Source organism: Vibrio ishigakensis (assembly GCF_024347675.1).
GTDB classification, from domain to species: domain Bacteria; phylum Pseudomonadota; class Gammaproteobacteria; order Enterobacterales; family Vibrionaceae; genus Vibrio; species Vibrio ishigakensis.
The window spans coordinates 1,127,480-1,149,283 of record NZ_AP024881.1; the positions used below are offsets into that span (position 1 = coordinate 1,127,480).

18 protein-coding genes are annotated in these 21,804 nt (G+C 46.4%); 9 read left to right on the forward strand and 9 right to left on the reverse strand.

The window, feature by feature from the left end:
• Positions 1-750: a 3-deoxy-manno-octulosonate cytidylyltransferase gene (kdsB, locus tag Pcarn_RS05050; RefSeq protein ID WP_261835298.1), complete on the forward strand. Its 750-nt coding sequence runs from the start codon at positions 1-3 to the stop codon at positions 748-750.
• A 55-nt stretch (positions 751-805) separates the two neighbouring features.
• Here kdsB and Pcarn_RS05055 read toward each other — a convergent pair whose 3' ends face one another.
• From Pcarn_RS05055 to Pcarn_RS05070, 4 genes are all read right to left on the reverse strand, one after another.
• Positions 806-1,309 carry a hypothetical protein gene (locus Pcarn_RS05055; RefSeq protein WP_261835299.1) on the reverse strand — a complete coding sequence of 168 codons (504 nt, stop codon included), beginning with the start codon at positions 1,307-1,309 and terminating at the stop codon, positions 806-808.
• Between the two features lie 103 nt (positions 1,310-1,412).
• Positions 1,413-2,948 carry a SpoVR family protein gene (locus tag Pcarn_RS05060; protein ID WP_261835300.1) on the reverse strand — a complete coding sequence of 512 codons (1,536 nt, stop codon included), beginning with the start codon at positions 2,946-2,948 and terminating at the stop codon, positions 1,413-1,415.
• An 11-nt stretch (positions 2,949-2,959) separates the two neighbouring features.
• Positions 2,960-4,231, reverse strand: a complete 1,272-nt coding sequence (locus Pcarn_RS05065) for a YeaH/YhbH family protein (protein WP_261835301.1) — start codon at positions 4,229-4,231, stop codon at positions 2,960-2,962.
• 96 nt (positions 4,232-4,327) lie between these two features.
• Positions 4,328-6,262: a PrkA family serine protein kinase gene (locus Pcarn_RS05070; RefSeq protein WP_261835302.1), complete on the reverse strand. Its 1,935-nt coding sequence runs from the start codon at positions 6,260-6,262 to the stop codon at positions 4,328-4,330.
• Between the two features lie 206 nt (positions 6,263-6,468).
• Between Pcarn_RS05070 and Pcarn_RS05075 the strand changes: the two genes are divergently transcribed.
• Positions 6,469-7,209: a MipA/OmpV family protein gene (locus tag Pcarn_RS05075; RefSeq protein WP_261835303.1), complete on the forward strand. Its 741-nt coding sequence runs from the start codon at positions 6,469-6,471 to the stop codon at positions 7,207-7,209.
• 35 nt (positions 7,210-7,244) lie between these two features.
• Here Pcarn_RS05075 and Pcarn_RS05080 read toward each other — a convergent pair whose 3' ends face one another.
• Both Pcarn_RS05080 and pflA read right to left on the reverse strand, forming a co-directional pair.
• On the reverse strand, positions 7,245-7,745 hold the full coding sequence (locus tag Pcarn_RS05080) for a YfbU family protein (RefSeq protein ID WP_261835304.1): 501 nt from the start codon (positions 7,743-7,745) through the stop codon (positions 7,245-7,247).
• A 56-nt stretch (positions 7,746-7,801) separates the two neighbouring features.
• Positions 7,802-8,536, reverse strand: coding sequence for a pyruvate formate lyase 1-activating protein (pflA, locus tag Pcarn_RS05085; RefSeq protein ID WP_261835305.1), 735 nt, complete (start codon positions 8,534-8,536; stop codon positions 7,802-7,804).
• A gap of 257 nt (positions 8,537-8,793) precedes the next feature.
• On the opposite strand from pflA, the gene dbpA reads away from it, so the two are divergent.
• Positions 8,794-10,188: an ATP-dependent RNA helicase DbpA gene (gene dbpA, locus Pcarn_RS05090; RefSeq protein WP_390904472.1), complete on the forward strand. Its 1,395-nt coding sequence runs from the start codon at positions 8,794-8,796 to the stop codon at positions 10,186-10,188.
• Positions 10,189-10,214: 26 nt separating this feature from the next.
• Here dbpA and Pcarn_RS05095 read toward each other — a convergent pair whose 3' ends face one another.
• The 3 genes from Pcarn_RS05095 to Pcarn_RS05105 form a co-directional block, all read right to left on the reverse strand.
• Positions 10,215-11,213, reverse strand: a complete 999-nt coding sequence (locus tag Pcarn_RS05095; protein WP_261835307.1) for a lipid A deacylase LpxR family protein — start codon at positions 11,211-11,213, stop codon at positions 10,215-10,217.
• A 124-nt stretch (positions 11,214-11,337) separates the two neighbouring features.
• Positions 11,338-13,614: a formate C-acetyltransferase gene (gene pflB, locus Pcarn_RS05100; protein WP_261835308.1), complete on the reverse strand. Its 2,277-nt coding sequence runs from the start codon at positions 13,612-13,614 to the stop codon at positions 11,338-11,340.
• Positions 13,615-13,942: 328 nt separating this feature from the next.
• Entirely contained in the window at positions 13,943-15,484 is a 1,542-nt protein-coding gene (locus tag Pcarn_RS05105) for a DUF3360 domain-containing protein (protein ID WP_261835309.1), read from the reverse strand.
• A 590-nt stretch (positions 15,485-16,074) separates the two neighbouring features.
• Here Pcarn_RS05105 and Pcarn_RS05110 point away from each other — a divergent pair.
• The 6 genes from Pcarn_RS05110 (at position 16,075) to Pcarn_RS05135 (ending at position 21,783) form a co-directional block, all read left to right on the forward strand.
• Positions 16,075-16,845, forward strand: coding sequence for an ABC transporter ATP-binding protein (locus Pcarn_RS05110; protein WP_261835310.1), 771 nt, complete (start codon positions 16,075-16,077; stop codon positions 16,843-16,845).
• Positions 16,846-16,908: 63 nt separating this feature from the next.
• On the forward strand, positions 16,909-17,682 hold the full coding sequence (locus Pcarn_RS05115) for an ABC transporter substrate-binding protein (protein WP_261835311.1): 774 nt from the start codon (positions 16,909-16,911) through the stop codon (positions 17,680-17,682).
• A gap of 134 nt (positions 17,683-17,816) precedes the next feature.
• Complete coding sequence (locus Pcarn_RS05120; RefSeq protein ID WP_261835312.1) at positions 17,817-18,557, forward strand: ABC transporter permease; 741 nt, start codon at positions 17,817-17,819, stop codon at positions 18,555-18,557.
• 2 nt (positions 18,558-18,559) lie between these two features.
• Complete coding sequence (locus Pcarn_RS05125; protein ID WP_261835313.1) at positions 18,560-19,243, forward strand: ABC transporter permease; 684 nt, start codon at positions 18,560-18,562, stop codon at positions 19,241-19,243.
• 107 nt (positions 19,244-19,350) lie between these two features.
• Positions 19,351-20,412: a DUF1254 domain-containing protein gene (locus tag Pcarn_RS05130; RefSeq protein WP_261835314.1), complete on the forward strand. Its 1,062-nt coding sequence runs from the start codon at positions 19,351-19,353 to the stop codon at positions 20,410-20,412.
• A gap of 57 nt (positions 20,413-20,469) precedes the next feature.
• Positions 20,470-21,783, forward strand: a complete 1,314-nt coding sequence (locus tag Pcarn_RS05135; RefSeq protein ID WP_261835315.1) for a ferredoxin reductase family protein — start codon at positions 20,470-20,472, stop codon at positions 21,781-21,783.
• Positions 21,784-21,804: the final 21 nt, after the last annotated feature.

Genomic DNA, 21,804 nt, shown 5'->3' on the forward strand with positions numbered 1-21,804 from the left:
ATGTCTTTTACCGTAATCATTCCTGCACGCTACCAATCTACGCGCCTGCCAGGTAAACCACTGGCAGATATCTGTGGCAAGACCATGATTGAGCGAGTGTATGAGCAAGCGATGCAAGCGGGTGCGGACAAGGTGATCGTTGCAACCGATGATGACAAGGTAGCCAATGAAGTAAAACGCTTTGGTGGTGAGGTGTGCATGACCTCAGATAAGCACGAGTCTGGTACCGAGCGCCTTGCGGAAGTGGTTGAGAAGATGGCTATTCCTGACGACCATATCGTGGTTAATGTGCAGGGAGATGAGCCCTTGATCCCGCCGCAGATCATCAGTCAGGTAGCGCAGAATCTTGCGGACAGTGACGCGCCTATGTCTACCCTAGGTGTAGAGATCAACAGCGCTGAAGAAGCCTTTAACCCAAATGCGGTGAAGGTGGTGGCAAATGAGAAAGGCTACGCCATGTACTTCAGCCGTGCCACCATCCCATGGGATAGAGATCAGTTTGAGAATGATAAAGACAGTCTGCGTCAGCCTTTGATGCGTCATATTGGCATCTACGCCTATCGCGCCGGCTTTATCAATACCTACATCAACTGGGAACCATCTGCGCTAGAGCGTATCGAGTCTTTAGAGCAGCTTCGCGTGCTTTGGTATGGCGAGAAGATCCATGTGGAACTGGCTAAGGTTGCACCAGCCGCAGGTGTTGACACTCCAGAGGACTTAGAGGAAGTGAGGCGAATCGTCTCTGCCTAATAAGCGATTGAAAAGGACCTTTTAAAGGTCCTTTGTTTTATCTAGTGAACAGACCTTAGAATCCGCCTGCCCAACTATCAAACTCATCGATATTGTCCCACTCTTGCTGTGTTCTTGGCGCAGGGTAATAGGGAAGCGCTAACAGCTTTTCATCTGGCATTAGCTCCCATTCAGGGCTCATCTTGAGTCTAGTTAGGTCCTCATCACCGTCATGCCTTACAAACATATAGTAGCCATCGCTATGAGTATTGGCGTAGCTGGCAATTCTAACCACCTCTCCTGACGGTAGTCTTACTTTTCGACCTAGTGGATAGAGCTGATGCAGAGCAAAACTCACGTGAGCATCCTCTATCATGCCTTGTTTAAATCGATAGAAACCTATGGCAGTGGAAGTAGCGCGAGGTGTCCATCCGGCTAGATAGAGCCCTTTGAGTGAGTCTTTAAAGGGTACACCTTTGCCAATACCCTCGTTTGAGATGAATTGCACCAGCACCTTGTCATCGTCCTGCTCTAGGATCTGTAAGTATTGTTCGCCTGTGATATCGGCTAAGAGTTTCATGTTACGGCTTTCCAAGATTAACTCGGGACAGCATACCATTTGTGAATGTAACAAATCTTGATCTTAAGATATGAAAAAGCCCGCTGTTGCGGGCTTAATTGGTTTAGATGTGTTGGCTGTAGTCTCCCCGTTTAGGGCAGGTGGCGAGGATATCTCGCCTGCCTGATTCTTTCACCTCTTCAAGGATGACGTCAAAGCCCCACAGGCGGTAGAGGTGCTTAAGTACATCCTCATAGCTTTTAGCCAGTGGAATGCGCTGATGTGGGACGTGCTGCAGGGTCAGAGAACGATCGCCACGAACATCTACGTTCCAAACCTGAATGTTTGGTTCTAGATTACTCAGATTATATTGAGCAGCCAGTGCCTCTCGTATTTGGCGATAACCCATTTCATCATGAATAGCGTTTATCTCAACGTAGTTCTTACGGTCGTCATCCTTTATCGCAAACAACTTAAAGTCACGGATGAGTTTGGGAGAGAGATACTGACTAATGAAGCTCTCATCTTTGAAGTTTTGCATCGCAAAGTGCACCGCTTCAAGCCAGTCACTGCCTGCAAGCTCTGGGAACCACTCTTTATCCTCTTCTGTTGGTTCTTCACAGATACGGCGAATATCTTGGAACATAGCAAAGCCAAGAGCGTACGGGTTAATACCGCTAAAATACGGACTGTTGTAAGCCGGCTGCGCCACCACACTGGTGTGGCTATGAAGAAACTCCAACATAAACTTATCGGTCACCACGCCTTCATCATAAAGATGGTTAAGGATGGTATAGTGCCAGAAGGTCGCCCAGCCCTCATTCATCACTTGCGTCTGTTTCTGAGGATAGAAGTACTGGCTGACCTTGCGCACGATGCGCACGACCTCGCGCTGCCAAGACTCCAGCAAAGGCGCGTGCTTTTCGATGAAGTAGAGGATGTTCTCTTGTGGCTCGCTTGGGAAGCGCTGTTTTTCGGTATGTTCTTCACGAGTACTCTTAGGCACGGTTCGCCAGAGCTCGTTGACCTGAGACTGCAGATACTTTTCACGCTCTTCTTGCCTATGGGTTTCTTCGGCGATAGAGATTTTCTCTGGTCGCTTATAGCGGTCTACACCATAGTTCATTAGGGCGTGACATGAGTCCAGAAGCTTCTCGACCTCTTCTACGCCGTACTTCTCTTCACACTGAGAGATGTAATTTCTGGCAAACAGCAGATAGTCGATAATGGAGCTGGCATCGGTCCAGGTCTTAAATAGGTAATTGCCTTTGAAGAAAGAATTATGGCCGTAGCTTGCGTGCGCCATTACCAGCGCTTGCATGGTCACAGTATTTTCTTCCATTAGATAGGCGATACAAGGGTTGGAGTTGATCACTATCTCGTAAGCAAGACCCATTTGACCGTGCTTATAGTTCTGCTCGGTCTGGATGAATTTTTTACCGAAAGACCAGTGGTGGTAGTTGATAGGCATACCGATACTGGAATAGGCATCCATCATCTGTTCAGCGGTGATCACCTCTATCTGGTTCGGGTAGGTATCAAGCCTGTAGTGCTGGGCCACGCGCTTGATCTCTTGGTGATATTCTTCCAGCAGACCAAAAGTCCAATCTGGTCCATCGGGAAGGGTATTTGACTTAACGTCCTTTGTCTTTACATCCATAGCGCACTTCCTTAGCTAGTTTCTTTATGAAACAGCTCCCTAAATACAGGGAAGATATCATCCTGAGAACGGATGTTTTTCATGGCAAAGTTATCGAACTGGGCACCCACTTTTTCATATTCGTGCCATAGGGTTTGGTGACTGCGCCTTGTGATCTCGATATAGGAATAGAATTGGCACAGTGGCAATAGGGCATCACTTAGCAGGGTACGACAGCGCGGTGAGTCATCAGCCCAGTTATCCCCATCTGAAGCTTGTGCAGCATAGATATTCCATTGGTTAGTGGGATAGCGCTCTTTGACTATCTCATTCATCAATTTGAGTGCACTGGACACTATGGTGCCACCGGTTTCTTGGGAATAGAAAAACTCATGCTCGTCCACCTCTTTGGCTTGAGTGTGGTGGCGGATGAAAACAACCTCAACGTTCTCATAGGTACGGTTGAGGAACATGTACAAGAGCACATAGAAGCGCTTAGCGATGTCCTTGGTTGCTTGGTCCATAGAGCCTGATACGTCCATTAAGCAGAACATGACCGCTTGGCTGGATGGAATAGGGCGCTTCTCGTAGTTTTTGTATCTAAGGTCGAAGGTGTCGATAAAAGGCACGCTGGTGATCTTCTGACGAAGCTCAGCTATCTGCTGCTTTATCTCTTTCTCTTCAAATGGTTGGGCAGGTTCTTGCTTCTTAAGGGACTCTAACTCGCTTTCAAGCTCTTTTAGAAGACGCCTCTTACCTGCAGTAATGGCAGTACGTCTTGCTAGTGATTGCTGAAGTGAGCGCACAACAGAGATGTTTGCCGGAATACCTGCTGTTTGGAAGCCCGATCTATGCGTCTTCCATTCGGTAATGCGGTTTACTTGTTTCTTTTTTAGATTCGGAAGAGCGAGGTCTTCGAATAGGATATCAAGATATTCTTCCTTACTGATTTGGAAGATGAAATCGTCTTGCCCTTCACCGTCTGGACTGGCATCTCCTTCGCCTGAACCACTTCCGCCACCACCGCCGGGCGGTCTTTCTATTCTGTCACCTCGGGTGAATTGATCGTTGCCAGGGTGAACGCGCTCACGGTCGCCCCCTTGACCTTGGTGAAATACAGGTTCGGAAATATCTTGCTTAGGTATGGTGATATCTTCGCCGTTCTCGGTATCCGTGATGGAACGACGATTGACGGCATCAGATACCGCCTCTTTAATCTTTTGTTTATGACGGCGAATAAAGCGCTGTCGGTTGACTGTGCTTTTGTTCTTACCGTTAAGTCTTCTGTCTATAAACTGAGCCATGTGCCACCTCTAAATCGATAAACAGTGGAAACTCCCTGCTCGACAACATTGCCCTCCCGCGAGGGGAGGGCTGCTTCCATTTTATGTCTCGCTAAATTAAGAGGACTTACGAACGCGCAAGTACCACTCAGATAGCAAGCGAACCTGTTTCTCGGTATAGCCTTTCTCCATCATACGAGCCACAAAGTCGTCGTGCTTCTTCTGATCCTCGGTCGAGGTCTTCGCATTAAACGAGATAACCGGTAGAAGTTCTTCAGTATTGGAGAACATCTTCTTCTCGATAACGGTGCGAAGCTTCTCATAGCTCGTCCAAACTGGGTTGGTGCCGCCGTTGTTAGCACGAGCACGTAGCACGAAGTTTACGATCTCATTACGGAAATCTTTTGGATTACTGATGCCCGCCGTTTTCTCAATCTTCTCTAGCTCGTTGTTCAAAGAAGCTCGGTCGAATAGTTGGCCAGTTTCTGGATCGCGATATTCTTGGTCTTGAATCCAGAAGTCTGCGTAGGTCACGTAGCGATCAAAGATGTTTTGACCATATTCAGAGTAAGACTCTAGATAGGCTGTCTGTACTTCTTTACCGATGAACTCAACGTAGCGAGGCACTAGGTAGCCCTTCAAAAACTCAAGGTAGCGCTCAGCCATCTCTTGTGGGAACTGCTCACGCTCTACTTGTTGCTCGATGACATAGAAGAGGTGCACCGGGTTAGCCGCGACTTCGGTTTGGTCGAAGTTAAATACGCGAGAGAGGATCTTAAACGCAAAACGTGTTGATAGACCTGACATGCCCTCATCTACACCAGCGAAGTCTTTATACTCTTGATGGCTCTTCGCTTTAGGGTCGGTATCTTTCAGGGTTTCACCGTCATAGACGCGCATCTTACTAAACACAGATGAGTTCTCTGGGTCTTTCAGACGAGACAGAATTGAGAACTGCGCCAGCATATCTAATGTGCTCGGTGCACATGGTGCGTTGGAAAGCTCACTACTGTCTAGCAGTTTCTCGTAGATCTTAACCTCTTCAGAAACGCGCAAGCAGTACGGAACCTTCACTATGTATACACGGTCGAGGAAAGCTTCGTTGTTCTTGTTATTTCTAAAGGTTTGCCACTCAGATTCGTTTGAGTGAGCCAAGATCATGCCGTCGAATGGTAAGGCAGACAGACCTTCGGTGCCGTTGAAGTTCCCTTCTTGGGTTGCAGTAAGTAAAGGGTGAAGAACCTTGATAGGCGCTTTGAACATCTCCACAAACTCCATCAGACCTTGGTTGGCCTTACACAGAGCGCCCGAATAGCTATAGGCATCAGGGTCGTCCTGAGAGAAATGCTCAAGTTTGCGGATGTCCACTTTACCCACAAGGGAAGAGATGTCTTGGTTGTTCTCATCACCCGGCTCGGTTTTCGCCACACCAATCTGGTCAAGAATAGATGGGCGAAGCTTCACAACCTTAAATTGGGTGATATCACCACCAAACTCGTGCAGGCGTTTCGCCGCCCATGGTGACATGATGGATTTCAGATAGCGCTGCTCGATGCCATATTCACTGCGAAGAAGCTCAGCATCTTCACTCGGGTCGAACAAGCAGAACGGATGGTCATTAACTGGACTACGCTCGCCGTTGGCAGAAAGTACATAGATCGGCGCTTGCTGCATCAAAGCTTTTAGCTTCTCAGCAAGAGATGATTTACCGCCACCTACTGGACCTAAGAGATATAGGATTTGTTTTTTCTCTTCCAGGCCTTGGGCCGCGTGTTTGAGATAGGAGACGATTTGCTCGATAGCGTCTTCCATTCCATAGAAGTCTTTGAAAGTGTCGTATCGGGCGATGACTCGGTTTGAAAAGATGCGACTTAGGCGAGGGTCTTGAGCTGTGTCGATTAGCTCAGGTTCGCCGATGGCATGAAGCAGTCGCTCCGCAGAATTGGCATAAGCCATTTTATCTTCGCGACACAAGGTAAGAAACTCTTGGATCGACAGCTCCTCTTCCTTAGAAGCTTCGTATCTAGCTTGAAAATGGTCGAAAATACTCATAACAAAAATCCCCTTTAAAATGTTACAAGATCAGATGAAAGATAGCGCTCTCCCCCTAAATTAATCCTAGTCAGGATTGAACAGATTTGCTTGAAATATAATAACTTTTTTCGTTATCCTTGCAGTCAAACCGATCAATTTTACGAACGGTACCGTAAGCTTGATCAGGTAACAAAATTGTAACTTAATCGCAAAAGGATTTGCTAATGAAACTGTTAAAGCTTGTTACAGCCTCATTGGTGCTTTTTTCCGCCTCCTCTTGGGCCACTTGGTCCTTAGGTGTTGGAGCGAGCTACTCACCTGCCGTATATAAAGAGACCCCCTCAAACCGAGTTGTCATTCCAATTATTGGATATGAAGGAGAACATTTTTATTATCGCGGTTTTACAGCAGGATATCGTATTTGGGAGCGACGTTCGCCGCACAATATCGTGTTCAAACTGGCCTACGACCCAAGAACATTAAAGCCTGAAGACTCAGACAACCCATTCATTCAACAACTAGACAAACGTAAGAGTACCGGCCTTGCTGGTGTTACTTATCAATATATGAATCGCTCAATCGGTCAGGTGGAATTTACGGTAGCAGGGGACGTGCTAGGTAGACACGATGGTTTATATGGCGAGGCTGTGTATCGCTTGCCGTTTCGTGGAGAGCGCTGGATGTTGACACCCGCTGCAGGTTACTCGTGGAATTCCTCTAAACTAAACAACCATCTATATGGCATCTCACAGAGCGAAGCGGATAGGCTAGGGGTAGACAGCTTTTCACCGAATGGTGACGGTCAATTCTTTGTTGGATTACGAGGACTATTTAAGATAACACAGCATATTATCTTTACCGGTGGTGTTCGCTACACCAATCTTGAGGGGGATTTGGAAGATAGCCCGCTTTTAGGAGATACCGATTCTACCTCGGTTAACATAGGGTTGGTGTACAGCTTCTAGAAAAAGAAACCCGGCTCATTGGCCGGGTTTTTAAATTATGCGTTGAAGATCTGGGTGATCTCGGTTGCACATAAGTGGTACTGACGAGGACAGTTACGCCATGTGGTTAGCATACGGCGATACTTGTCTAGCATAGGTACCTGGCTGTTGAAGTGGTGATCAGCCTTGTCAAACTGAGGGTATAGACCTTCAGTTTCAGTGATAAAGCGAACGTAGTTTACGATGTGCGCTTCGGTTGCGATATCGAAACCTAGGAACATTAGACGACGTTGGTCTACTTGTGCTTGGTCTGCTGCATCAAGCATCTTGTGAGACTCTTGCATTGCGTGGTACATCTCCATGATATCGATGATTTCACGACACTCAGCTTCGCTGATGCGACCAAAGTCTTTGTCCAACTCACGCATTTGCAGGCCATAGCCACGCTCAACGATCTTCTGTAGACGTTCGTATTTTTCTTTGTTTTCTGGTGACAGCTTTGCCATCAGGTAGTATTGGTTTGAAAGGATCAAACGCTGTGCGTTAGTCATTTCCATAAGTAAGTTTCCCTCGACTCAAATCGAATAAGCCTTCAAAGTGAAGGCTTAGAATATTAGTATTTTACGTTGTCATTATACTGGCTAAGGATGCCAGAGATTGTATCCATGGTTTCTTTAGACGGTGGATTCACACCCTCTAACGGATAATCGTAGCCAAGCGCTTCCCATTTATGGGCGCCAAGCTTGTGATATGGAAGTAGCTCGACTTTCTCGATGTTGTCCATATCTTTAATGAATTCACCTAGCATGTGCGCCGCTTCTTCATCGTCGGTATAGCCTGGTACGATCACGTAGCGGATCCAAGTCTTTTGACCAATCTTGTGAAGATAGCGAGCAAAATCTAGGGTACGACGGTTAGACACACCGATGAAATCTTGGTGGATCTCATCTTTCATGTGCTTAAGGTCAAGCATAACAAGGTCGGTCGCTTCTAGAACCTCATCTACCACGTCAGTGTGTTTACGGATGTAGCCATTGGTATCAAGACAGGTATGAATGCCTTTCTCTTGGGCTGCACGGAAGAAATCACGTACAAACTCAGGTTGTAGCATAGCCTCACCACCAGAGCAGGTGATACCACCACCTGATGCATTCATAAAGTGGCGGTAAGATTGCGCTTCTTTAATCAGCTCATCGACAGTGACCTCTTTGCCACCATGTGGGTCCCATGTATCACGGTTGTGACAGTACATGCAGCGCATTAAGCAACCTTGCAAGAATACGATAAAACGAATGCCCGGGCCGTCAACGGTGCCACACGATTCAAAGGAGTGGATTCTGCCTTTCATATAAGCTCTCAAACTGATGTTTAGATTGCGGTTGCGCCTAGGGTGACGCTAGCAAATTTTGATATACCTCAATATTGGTAAGTGTATTACAAATGCGATTTTAAACCTAGATTAAGCCCTTTATATTCTTGGTTTTTTACGTAATTTCATTACCCAATATGGTAACTAGAAATGCGCTTGGGAATGATTCTCAAATGTAGCATTTGCAATCTGTTCAATTAATCTATAATTTTGTCGCCCCTTTATCCGTTTGTGCAATGCAAGGACTTCTCTTGAGCGACTTAAGATTTAACCAACTGCCGCTGTCTAAACCACTATTAGACAACCTTTCTACCCTTGGCTATGCCGAGATGACGCCAATTCAGGCGCAGAGCCTGCCTATGATGTTAGCGGGTAAGGATGTGATCGGGCAGGGTAAAACAGGCTCGGGCAAAACTGCTGCCTTTGGTTTATCTCTGCTTAACAACCTGAATGTGAAGCGCTTTCGCGTGCAAACCCTAGTGCTGTGCCCAACCCGTGAGCTTGCTGACCAAGTAGCAAAAGAGATCCGTAAGCTGGCGCGTGCGATTCACAACATCAAGGTGCTTACCCTGTGTGGTGGTATGCCAATGGGGCCGCAGATTGGCTCCCTTGAGCACGGCGCACATATTCTTGTAGGTACGCCGGGTCGTATCCTAGATCACCTTGAGAAGGGCCGTATTAATCTGAACGAGCTTAACACTCTAGTGCTGGATGAAGCGGACCGTATGCTAGAGATGGGCTTCCAAGATGCTCTAGATGCCATTATCGCTGAAGCGCCAAGTGAGCGTCAGACACTGCTATTTAGTGCGACATTCCCAGAGAAGATCCAACAGATTGCCAACCGCATCATGCAAAAGCCAGAAATGGTGAAGGTAGAGTCTACCCATGACAACAGCAGCATCTCGCAGCACTTCTACAAGGTAGAAGATGATAACGAGCGTATGGATGCTCTAGAGACCCTTTTATTGGTACATCAGCCTGAATCGGCAGTTATTTTCTGTAATACCAAGCGTGAAGTGCAGGACGTGGCAGATGAGCTTCATTACCGCGGCTTTAGCGTTATCGATATTCACGGTGACCTAGAGCAGCGAGACAGAAATCAGACTCTGGTTCAGTTTGCGAACAAGAGCGTTTCTATCCTTGTTGCGACCGACGTTGCCGCTCGTGGTCTTGATGTAGAAAACCTAGATGCGGTTATTAACTTCCAGCTTTCTCGCGATCCTGAGGTGCACGTGCATCGCATCGGCCGTACTGGTCGAGCAGGCAGTAAGGGCGTAGCTTGTAGTTTGTATAGCGACAAAGAGCATTACCGCGTTGCCATGATTGACGAATATATGGATATCGCTATCGAGCCAGAGACTCTTCCTCAGGCTGGCTCTCAGAAGCCGCTAAAACCAAATATGGTGACTATTGAGATCGCTGGTGGTAAGAAGCAGAAGGTTCGTGCAGGGGATATCCTAGGTGCCCTTACTGGTCAGAACGGCGTAGATGGCAAGAAGGTAGGCAAGATCAACCTGTTCGATATGCGCTCGTATGTAGCGGTCGACAGGTCTGTTTCAAACTTTGCGCTGAAGAAGCTTGAAAATGGGAAGATGAAAGGGCGTAAATTCAGAGCCCGCATCGTTAAATAACAAAAACCGGCTTTACGCCGGTTTTTTTAGAACAGATAGAAGAGGGCAAGAGAGCCATTGGTATGAAATGACCTTGGGTCTTCTTGATAATCGCGGGTCTTGGTGGAAAGGGCAAGGCTTGCGCCCCATCCTTTATAGTAACCCACAGCACCGATAGTCGCGGTTGCTTGTAAGTGCTCCACCTCAGTTGCGGTAATGCCATCATCGGGTCTGTCGCCTTCAATGGTGATGTCGTTAAAGCGCACACGACCTTCGACACCACTGTAGAGGTACCAACCGGTTCTGCTACGCACGATAAGACCAGGATCAAGCGATGACTCATTGTTGATCTTGGCACTACCAAAGCTGTTGTTTAGACCTGCACCCCAACGCCAAATAGCGCTGCCTGCAATTTCACTTCGAAAATTACCTGCCATGACGCGAGCCTGAGTACTAACTTCATGTTTGGTCGTTCCACTAAGCTCAGACTCATACCATTTGTCATTACGGTTATAGGTAAAGTTAAGCACGACCTGATTTTCGATCTGGTTGCCCCAGCCCTGTGGGTCATCAGATTTGATGATGCTGTGTACAAACTTCTGACCTTCCTCAGCGTAAGAGTTTGGACCTGTTGTACCTAGCATGAGGCTGTACGAATTGATCTCAGAAGGGGCAATGGAATACAGGGTAGAGGACACATATAGGAGGCCTGCGTAAGGGCGCTCATCTTGAACCGGATCTGGGCTCTCAATGTCTTTAGGCGTCCACATCTTTTGTCCAACCTCAAGGTTATAGCGATGCAGTACATTGCCTGTTGGGTCAGCATCAAAGTGCGTACCTGGTAGGGAGTCAAAAAAGCCACCCGGAGTAACATCAAAGTCACTGGTGTAGCTAATAAAGACACCGTTAGTGTAGTCCTGATCTGTGGTTACGATACTGTCGTTATCGATACCAAAATAGAGGGTACTGTTTTGAGCAAATGTCGGCGCTGCAAAAAGGGGTGTAACTAATAGAAGATGACGCGCTGTGCGCTGGAAAGATGACATACTGCTCCGTGCTTATACTTCATGTCCTAATCCGTTAGGGGCGATTATGCCATAAAAAGGTAATAAAAAACCCCGCCAAGGCGGGGTTTTAGTTATAACTTTCGTTCTAAGTCAAAGTTTTGACTTATAGAGACTCAGTGAAAGTACGCGCGATTACGTCTTTTTGCTGTTCAGCAGTTAGAGAGTTGAAACGCACAGCGTAACCCGATACACGGATAGTTAGCTGAGGGTATTTCTCTGGGTGCTTAACTGCGTCTTCTAGAGTTTCGCGGTTTAGTACGTTCACGTTTAGGTGTTGACCACCTTCGATGTCAGTCTCGTGGTGGAAGTAACCATCCATCAGACCTGCAAGGTTAGCGCGTTGGCTATCTTCATCTTTACCTAGTGCGTTAGGTACGATAGAGAAGGTGTAAGAGATACCGTCTTGTGCATCAGCAAATGGTAGTTTACCTACTGAAGTTAGAGACGCTACAGCACCTTTCTCATCACGACCGTGCATTGGGTTTGCACCTGGAGCAAATGGAGCACCAGCTTGACGACCATCAGGAGTAGTACCAGTCTTCTTACCGTATACCACGTTTGAAGTGATAGTTAGGATAGACTGAGTAGGACGAGCATCACGGTAAGTCTTAAGCTTACGGATCTTGTTCATGAATACAGAAACTAGTTCACAAGCGATGTCATCTACGCGAGCATCGTTGTTACCAAATTTCGGATAGTCGCCTTCGATGTTGAAGTCGATAGCGATGCCATCTTCGTCACGAACTGGGCTTACTTTAGCGTACTTGATAGCAGCTAGTGAGTCAGCAGCAACAGATAGACCAGCAATACCACAAGCCATAGTACGAGCAACGTCACGGTCATGTAGAGCCATAAGCGCGGCTTCGTAGCTGTACTTGTCGTGTGAGAAGTGGATAGCGTTTAGTGCAGAAACGTACTGCTTCGCTAGCCAATCCATGAAGCTGTCTAGACCAGCCCAAACTTTGTCGAAGTCTAGAACTTCGTCATTCATTGCTTCAGTCTTAGGACCTACTTGGATCTTAAGCTTCTCGTCCACACCACCGTTGATTACGTAAAGTAGTGTCTTAGCAAGGTTTGCACGTGCACCGAAGAACTGCATTTGCTTACCAACAACCATTGGAGATACACAACAAGCGATTGCGTAGTCATCAGACTCTAGGTCTGGACGCATTAGGTCGTCGTTCTCGTACTGGATTGAAGAAGTATCGATAGATACTTTTGCACAGAACTTCTTGAAGCCTTCAGGCAACTCTTCAGACCATAGAACAGTGATGTTTGGCTCTGGAGAAGGACCCATAGTGTATAGGCTGTTTAGGAAACGGAAGTTTGAACGCGTAACTAGAGTACGACCGTCAAGACCCATACCACCCATAGATTCTGTTGCCCAGATTGGGTCACCAGAGAACAGCTCATCGTACTCAGGAGTACGTAGGAAACGAACCATACGTAGCTTCATTACGAAGTGGTCGATCATTTCTTGAGCTTCTACTTCAGTGATTTTGCCAGCAGCAATGTCACGCTCGATGTAGATGTCTAGGAATGAAGAAGTACGACCTAGAGACATAGCCGCGCCGTTTTGAGATTTAACAGCTGCTAGGTAACCGAAGTAAGTCCACTGGATAGCTTCTTGAGCAGTTTGAGCTGGTTCAGAGATATCGTAGCCGTATTTAGCAGCCATTTCTTTCATTTGACCAAGCGCGCGGTATTGCTCTTGAAGCTCTTCGCGCAGTTGCATGGTCATTTGTAGGTCTTCACCGTTCTCAAAGTCAGCTTGAGTTGAGTGGAATTGAGCCGCTTTGTTCTTCATCAGGAAGTCGATTCCGTAAAGAGCAACACGACGGTAGTCACCGATGATACGACCACGGCCGTAAGCATCTGGAAGACCAGTTAGAACACCAGACTTACGACATTTTAGGATGTCAGGAGTGTAAATATCGAAAACGCCAGCATTGTGCGTTTTGCGGTACTCAGAGAAGATTTTCTTAACTTGTGGATCAAGTTCGCGATCATAAGCTTTGCACGAACCTTCAACCATACGGATACCACCGTTAGGGATGATCGCACGCTTAAGTGGCGCTTCTGTTTGTAGACCAACGATAGTTTCTAGGTCTTTGTTGATGTAACCAGCATCGTGAGATGTGATGGTAGAGATAACAGAAGTGTCGAAATCAACAGGCGCGTGGGTTGAGTTCTCTTGCTTGATACCTTCCATTACTTTAGCCCAAAGCGTGTTAGTCGCTTCAGTGCCTTCAGTAACTAGGAAAGACTCATCGCCTTCATACGGCGTGTAGTTTTTCTGGATGAAATCACGAACGTTTACGTCGTTTTGCCACTCACCTGCAGCAAAACCTTCCCAAGCTTTAGCAAATTGCTCTGCCATGATGTACCTACCTTTTTAGTAGAAAAGAAACGTGCCTTTTCTTCCCCCTCTTATGGATGAAGAGTGTCCAATAACTCAGACACAGCACACTATTTAGATTAATAACAATATGAATAAGTTTAGTCTTAACTTCTACTCATTGATATTGGTACTAAGGTTTCAAATTCAATAGTAACTTCAAAAATAATTATAATTTTTAAACTAAATCAATAAAAGCGTTTTTTTGCAAACATTGAAGCCAAATCTGAATCTGAACTGTTAGATGGTGTTACGAAACTACCTTAGATAAGTAGTAAAAGGGTAGTGCATCTGCACTACCCTGCAACCATTATAGGAAAGCTTTCAGGCCGTATTGTGGCTCAAGCATACCTACAGCAAGCATTGCCACTAGACATACGATGAATACGCCCACTGGAATGATGATCTTGTCAGCAAACGATAGACGTGAAGCACGCTCTTTGTCGCCGATTAGGCCGTTGTTGTCTAGGAACATGGTTAGTGCCCATGCTAGAACTGGGTTAGTTACAACCGCTGCAAAGATACAGATACCTGCTGCTTGAGAATCTTTGGTCTCTTTAACCATCTGCATACCCGCTTCAAGTAGAGGAAGGAATACACCTACAAGAAGAGCAACACGCATTACCGGTGGCCATACCGCTACGTCCATTGGGAAACCAAGGATAGCAACGATGATACAAAGGCTACCAAGTAGGATTGCACCCGCTGGGATAGGGCGTTTAGCAATTGCTGCTGGTATCATATAAGTACCCCAAGATGAAGTGATGTTACCACCACCTACAGCTGTACCTACCATCTGACGGAATGAACACATAGTCATAGTGTCATCAACGTCCATAAGAACCTTCTCGGTCTTCTTAGGGTAGTTAAGCTCTTGGAAGATACGGTGACCTAGGAAGTCAGGCGACCACATAGCTACCGCTAGGATTGCAAATGGTAGAGACGCGATGAAGTGAGATACGCCTGGTAGGCCTAGTTGCCAACCTTGCTCAGTGCTGCCCCACCAGTAAACTGGGTTTAGGTTAGGGATGCCCATCTCAGTTTCAAAGGTAAGGTCAAAACCTGCACCTAATGCTAGAGCGATAATAAGGCCGGCTATTGCACACACAGGGATCGCTAGCCAGCGCATACCGATCTTAGCTAGGTAAGCGTAGATACCGATGTTGATACCCAGTACCACTAAACCGATGTAACCAAGGCTGCCTTGAGCAACGTCAGCTGACTGAAGGCCTACAGCCCAAGATTGGATGTCACCAATCTGGCTCATGGTACCAGTAAAGCCTAGGAAGATAAGAAGACCACCTGCGGTACCTTCTGAGGTGAGGTTAACTAGTTTAGAGCCACCTTTAAAGTAGCTAAGTAGTAGACCGAAGATACCCAGTAGGATAGCTAGCGCAAGAGGGTGAGCACCTGCAAGTGCAATCGAACCGATGAGTGGAATCATCGGGCCGTGGTTACCTGCAAGGTTTGCACGAGGGTTAAAAAAGCCGGACGCTAGAATACAGAATAGAAGTGCAGGGATAAGCATCTCTACACGAGCCACTTCGATAGCGAAGTCTTTGCCTAGGTTAACGTGTGGCCAAGCTTGTGTCAGGCCGTCAGCCCAAGACATCATTACAGCAGAGTACATTGCGATAATGCCGATAGTACCTGCTAGTGCTGGAACCAAGTCTTCAAGTTCGAAACGGAAGTCACGGCCAGGTAGGTTAAGACCAAAGCGGCGTGGCTTCATGATTTGAAGTTCGTGGTCTAGGTAGTCAGAGCGGCTAGCAAACTCTGAGGCAGGACGGTGAAGTTCAGAGTAGCTTTTTTCTTCTACTTCTGACTGTGTCTGATTCACTGCGTCGGACATAAAATCCTCGTTAAAAAGTATAAAAAAATGAAAGAGAGTTACTGTTCAAAGATTCGTAAAAGATGTCAGTTTGCTCAGAGAACCGCCAAAAGTTGAGCTCTAGCACGTGACCGACGTGTTTATCTTAGGCGAAAATTTGAAAAATACTCATCAAATTTGAATTTGTTGTCGCGAGTTTAGCAAGCCGACCTATGGATTCACTTGATCTCGATCAGTTTAGGAAAATTAGTGAAACAAAAGTACAAAATAATCTTTCATAAACTGTTGATAAAATAAACAATTAGTTTCACTTATACATATTTTGTTCAACTCAATGTGTAAGTGACTGAAACCCCCTAAAAATGTTAATTATTTGTATTTTGGCGTGCTTTTTGGGTACAAATGCTTTACATTTGTTTCGTGATAAATCACTGTATTTAACTGAAATAGATGCCTTTTATTCTAAGAAAGGGATATATAGTCGATAAATGTGACTAAATATTGCTTAAGGAAAGTGGGAATCAGCCGTTGCCAATCGTTTTCCTTAGTGATAACTTGTCTCGCAACACACGGAATTTGAGCCTTCGGGCCCAACAAGGAGTAAAAAGCGGATGACAGACGTACCCGCATTACAAATCAAAGATCTGCATAAAACCTTCGGTCAGAACGAAGTGCTTAAAGGTATCTCTTTGGATGCTCACAAGGGCGATGTAATTTCTATCATTGGAAGTTCAGGCTCTGGTAAAAGTACTTTCTTGCGTTGCATAAACCTTCTAGAAACTCCTACCTCAGGCGAAATCTGGGTCAATGGTGAATTGATCGAGATGAAGAATGGTCGTCAGGGTGAGGCTATGCCTTCTAATGCAAAGCAGGTTCAGCGTATTCGTTCTCGTCTAGCCATGGTTTTCCAAGGCTTTAACCTTTGGTCACATATGACAGTTCTGGAGAACGTCATTGAAGCTCCAGTACACGTATTGGGCGTACCTAAGGCACAAGCCATTGAGAATGCAGAACTACTACTAAAGAAAGTAGGCCTCTACGAGCGTAAAGACTACTACCCAGGACACTTGTCTGGTGGTCAGCAGCAGCGTGCGGCAATTGCCCGTGCTCTAGCGGTAGACCCAGAGGTTATGTTGTTTGATGAGCCGACATCAGCACTTGACCCAGAACTAGTAGGTGAGGTTCTAGGGGTTATGCGTGACTTGGCTGAAGAAGGCCGAACCATGCTAGTAGTAACCCACGAAATGGCGTTTGCTCGCGATGTATCCAACCACGTGATGTTCTTGCATCAGGGTTTGGTTGAAGAGCAGGGCGCACCTTCTAAGTTGTTCACCAATCCGGAATCTGAACGACTGCAGCAATTTATTTCTTCTATTTATTAACCGAAGCGTTCTTAAAGCGCTCACAAAACACAACAACAAATCTCAAATCACAGGAGTATGGACATGAAAAAGTGGTTATTGGCAGCAACAATTGCAGCTACAGCACTATCTGGCGTTGCACAAGCTAAAGAGTGGAAAACAGTTCGTTTCGGTATCGAAGGCGCTTACCCTCCATTCAGTAAAACAGAAGCTGATGGCTCTCTAAGTGGCTTTGACGTTGATATGGCCAACGCACTTTGTAAAGAAATGGAAGTGAAGTGTGTACTTGTAGCTCAAGACTGGGATGGCATCATTCCTTCTCTACTAGCTCGTAAGTACGATGCCATCATCGCAGCTATGTCAATCACTGAAGAGCGTAAGAAGCGCGTAGACTTCACTGGCAAGTACGCTCAGATCCCTAACAAATTCATCGCTAAGAAAGATGCAGGTCTAGAGTTCACTGACGCTGGTCTTGAAGGCGTTAAGATTGGTGTTCAGCGTGCAACTACGCACGATAAGTACCTAACTGACAACTACAAAAACGTAGAGATCGTTCGTTACGGTTCTTTCGACGAAGCTTACCTTGACCTAGCAAACGGCCGTATCGCAGCTGTACTAGGTGACGCATCTGCGCTTGAAGAGGGTGTTCTTAACTCTGCACAGGGCGACCAGTACGAGTTCGTTGGTCCTTCTCTAACTGATCCTAAGTGGTTCGGTGAGGGCATGGGTATTGCTGTGCGTAAGCAAGACAAAGACCTAACTGAGAAGCTGAACAAGGCTATCGAAGCGCTACGTGCAAACGGCGAATACCAAACTATCGCTGCTAAGTACTTCAACTACGACGTATACGGCGAGTAATCTCGCTACAAGGTAAACCCTTGATTGTGCCTCCGCTTTTGCGGGGGCACACCTTCTATACCAACCGCTTTAATAACATTAGGAATCCAACAAGCCCAAGGAATACTGGGCAGATGTAACGTTGGGAAATGATTATGTTCGATTTACAGGGATATGAAGTCTCGATCCTAAACGGTGCTTGGCTAACCGTACAAGTGGCAGTGTTGTCGCTACTTTTAGCCATGGTGCTGGGAATGCTCGGGGCGCTCGCAAAACTTTCTCGCTCTCGCATCGCTAAGGCGGTCGCGACAGTCTATACCACCATTATTCGTGGCATCCCTGACCTAGTTCTGATGATGCTGATTTTCTTCGGTGGTCAGATCCTACTTAACAACAGTTTATATGGCATCAATGAGTGGCTGAATAACTATTTCACCCAGAGCGACCCGAACCACGAATGGGTTTCGTACGTTCCTGACTACATTGATGTCAGCCCTTATATTGCGGGCATACTTACTATCGGCTTCATCTTCGGTGCTTACATGGCCGAGACCTTCCGCGGCGCTATCATGGCGGTAGACGCAGGCGAGATGGAAGCCGCTAAGGCGTACGGCATGAGCCCTGCGCTGGCATTTAGACGTATCCTTATGCCTCAGATGATCCGTCACGCACTACCTGGCTTTGGTAATAACTGGCTGGTACTGCTAAAGACCACCGCACTGGTTTCAATTATCGGTCTGGAGGATATGGTTCGTATGGGCTCGCTAGCGGCGGGCACGACTAAAGCGCCATTCACCTTCTATATGGCAGTATCCATCATCTTCTTGTTCTTCACTGCAGTTTCAACGGGTCTGCTGAAGCTGGTTGAACGCAAATTCAGTATTCAGGCGAGGTAGTCATGGATTTTTCTATCATAGTCGACAGTCTGGATATCTATATTGATGGCCTTTATACCACCATGTGGCTGGTGGCCGCGGCGCTAGTGATTGGTCTTGCGTTTGCTATCCCACTTGCGGTGGCGCGTAACAGCAAAAACTGGCTTCTAATGGGGCCAAGCTGGGCATTTATCTACTTCTTTCGCGGTACGCCTCTGCTGGTTCAGTTGTATCTTATCTACTACGGTATGGATCAGTTTATTCCGGTCAAAGATACTCTGTGGGAGAACGCGTGGTTCTGCGCATTGGTGGCCTTTACCCTAAACACCTGTGCCTATACCTCGGAGATTATCCGTGGCGCCATCAACGGCTTGCCTAAGGGTGAGGTTGAAGCGGCTAAGGCATACGGTATGAGTCCATTTAAGGCGTTTTATCGCATCACACTGCCAAGTGCGTTGCGCCGTGCACTCCCAGCTTACAGTAACGAAGTGATCTTTATGATCCACGGCTCTGCGGTTGCGGGTATCGTAACCATCATGGACCTTACCGGTGCTGCGCGCCTAGTAAACTCACGTTACTACGCACCGTTTGAGTCATTCTTGACTGCCGGTCTCTTCTACATGTGTTTAACCTTTACGGTTATCTGGCTGTTTAAGCTAGCTGAGAAGCGTTTCTTAGCATACCTAAGACCGCTCTCTTCAAAGTAAACTCGATGCCGGCAACAAGCCGGCATTTTTTTGCTTATAAAACATCATCTTGTTTTACAGTTCTTGCCTAAACTCTAATGAATGTCATCTGTTGATTAGAGGCCTACATGAAACTCACTAAAACATCAGCTGCTCTCTCTTGCATTTTTTTGGCTAGCTCATTCAGTCTTTCTGCGAAACCGGTCGATACCCTCGATGGCTTCTTTGTTAAAGGCGGGTACATGGTGACTGCAGCGGATTATCCTACTGTGGAAACCTCACATCAGATGTTGAAGAACCAAGACGAGGCAGGAGTCAATCAGTTTCTACATAAGCGTGAACTGACTCCAACGGACAAGCAACCTGTGGTTCGTATGAATCGTGACACCTATTACTCTTTTGCGGTAGTAGACGTTTCTGAGGGAGCGTGGATCACAATTCCAGATGTTCCAGACGGAAAATATGTATCGGTGCAACCGGTTACTGAGGATCATCGTATTCAGCCCATGTTTTATGGCACAGGTACCTATGAGTTAAAGACCCATATGGGAACACATATGTACCTAGTGGTGAGGCTCGATTCCACCCTATCTAAACAAGATGCTAAACGCATCCAAGATCAGATGAAGATCAAAGCCAATAGTAAGGATAAGTTTGAAGCTGAACCGGTCGACAAGGTCTCGTTCGATAAGGTAGAAAAAGCTTTGAAAGCTAAGATGCCAGGCATTTATGAGCGTGATGGTGATGATGCACTGGTAGGTATGTTTACCGCGCCAACGGATTCCTCAAACAAGTTCTTTACCCAGGAGAAGTACGAGGTCGGTGCCGCAATTGGATGGGGCGGAGCACAGCTTATCGACAATATTTATGAAGTTTCTGGCAACTATCCTACTAAGGAGTGTCATCAAGCAACCTTTGAAGATCCTGAAGATAAAGCGTTCTGGTCGTTTACGGTTTATAACAAAGCGGGCTTTATGTTCAATGACGTCGCCAATGTAAGTTCTAACACAGCTACGGCTAATGAAGATGGTACCTACACGGTAAGTTTTGGTTGTGGCAAAGATGCGCCAAATAATATCGCAACCAAGAATAAATCCGGTGTGTTTAATCTAGGTGTTCGCCACTACCAACCAAGCGAGAAGGTGCAAAACGGATATCGACTCCTACCTTTCGTTAAACCGGTCAAATAGTTTCAGTTAAGCCTGCATGATGCAGGCTTTTTGCTTCAAAGTCGCAACGAGGTTTGTATGAAAAAGGTCATGCTTGGATTCTGGATTGTAGTGCTTGGTCTGAGTTTGTTGTGGTTTTTGTCTTTGCTAAGTGGCGAGCAAACCTTTAGTCTACTTTTTGGCGCTAAAGCCCTGATGCAGTACACCGGTTACATGGCTATTTGTTTGATGGCTATTGTCATGGTGTTGAGCCTTAGGCTGCAAAGAGTAGACAATCTGCTCGGTGGGTTGGATCGCTCTTATCGACTGCATAAATGGCTCGCCATTGCCTCGCTTGTGTTTAGTTTCATTCATTTCTTTTGGAAAGATATTGCTGGTTTGTTGGCAAGTCTCGGTGTTTACACGGAAGAGCCCAAGCGAGAGGGTACAGTAAAACTTCACGATCAAGGACGAGAAATAGCAGAACAAGCAGGAGAGATAGGTTTCTATATCATTACTATCTTAATCCTTGTTGCGCTCACCAAGTTCGTTCCATATCACTGGTTTAAAAAGGCACACAAGATCATCTCCCTGGTGTTTGTGGTTTTGGTCTTTCACTCCATCAAATTATTTGGTGACGCTTATTGGGACTCAATGGTTGGCACTGTGTTTGGCGTTCTAATGTTTATCAGTGTCATTGCCGCCTTCTATGCCTTGTTTGGACGCATAGGCACAGGACGCAGGGCAAAGGGCAAGATAGTCGGGTTAACCCCTTATGATGAAGTGGGCGTTATTGAAGCGACTATAGCGATAGATAAAAAATGGAAAGGACATAAAGCAGGGCAGTTTGCATTTTTGATGACCAACCCGAAGGAGGGGGCGCACCCTTATACCATAGCTTCTGAATGGCGCAGTGATACTAATGAACTTACCTTTATTATCAAGGCTTTGGGGGATTGGACTAGGCAACTACGAGGCTGGATGAAGCTGGATATGCCAGTCACCGTAGAAGGTCCCTATGGAGACTTTGATTTTGATGATAGCTGCTCGCACCAAGTGTGGGTAGCGACCGGAATAGGGGTAACGCCGTTTATCGCTAAGATGAAAGAGCGCGCGGAATCAAAATCGAGTTATAAGGTCGATCTCTTCTTAGCGGTACCGGTTGAGAACGTTGAGATACAAGCGAGATTGGAGCAGAGGGCATTGGATGCCAATGTGACCTTACATTGGTATATCACTGAACGAGAGGAGCGGCTTAGCGTTAAAGATGTCTTTGACCAGATAGACGACTTATCTGATACCAGCGTATGGTTTTGTGGAGCAACTTTACTCGGTAATTCGCTAAACAATTATTTAGTTGATAAAGGCCTCAGTAAAAAGAACTTCCATCAAGAGCTATTTGAGTTTAGATAGAAGCTAGTAGAAAAAGAAAAG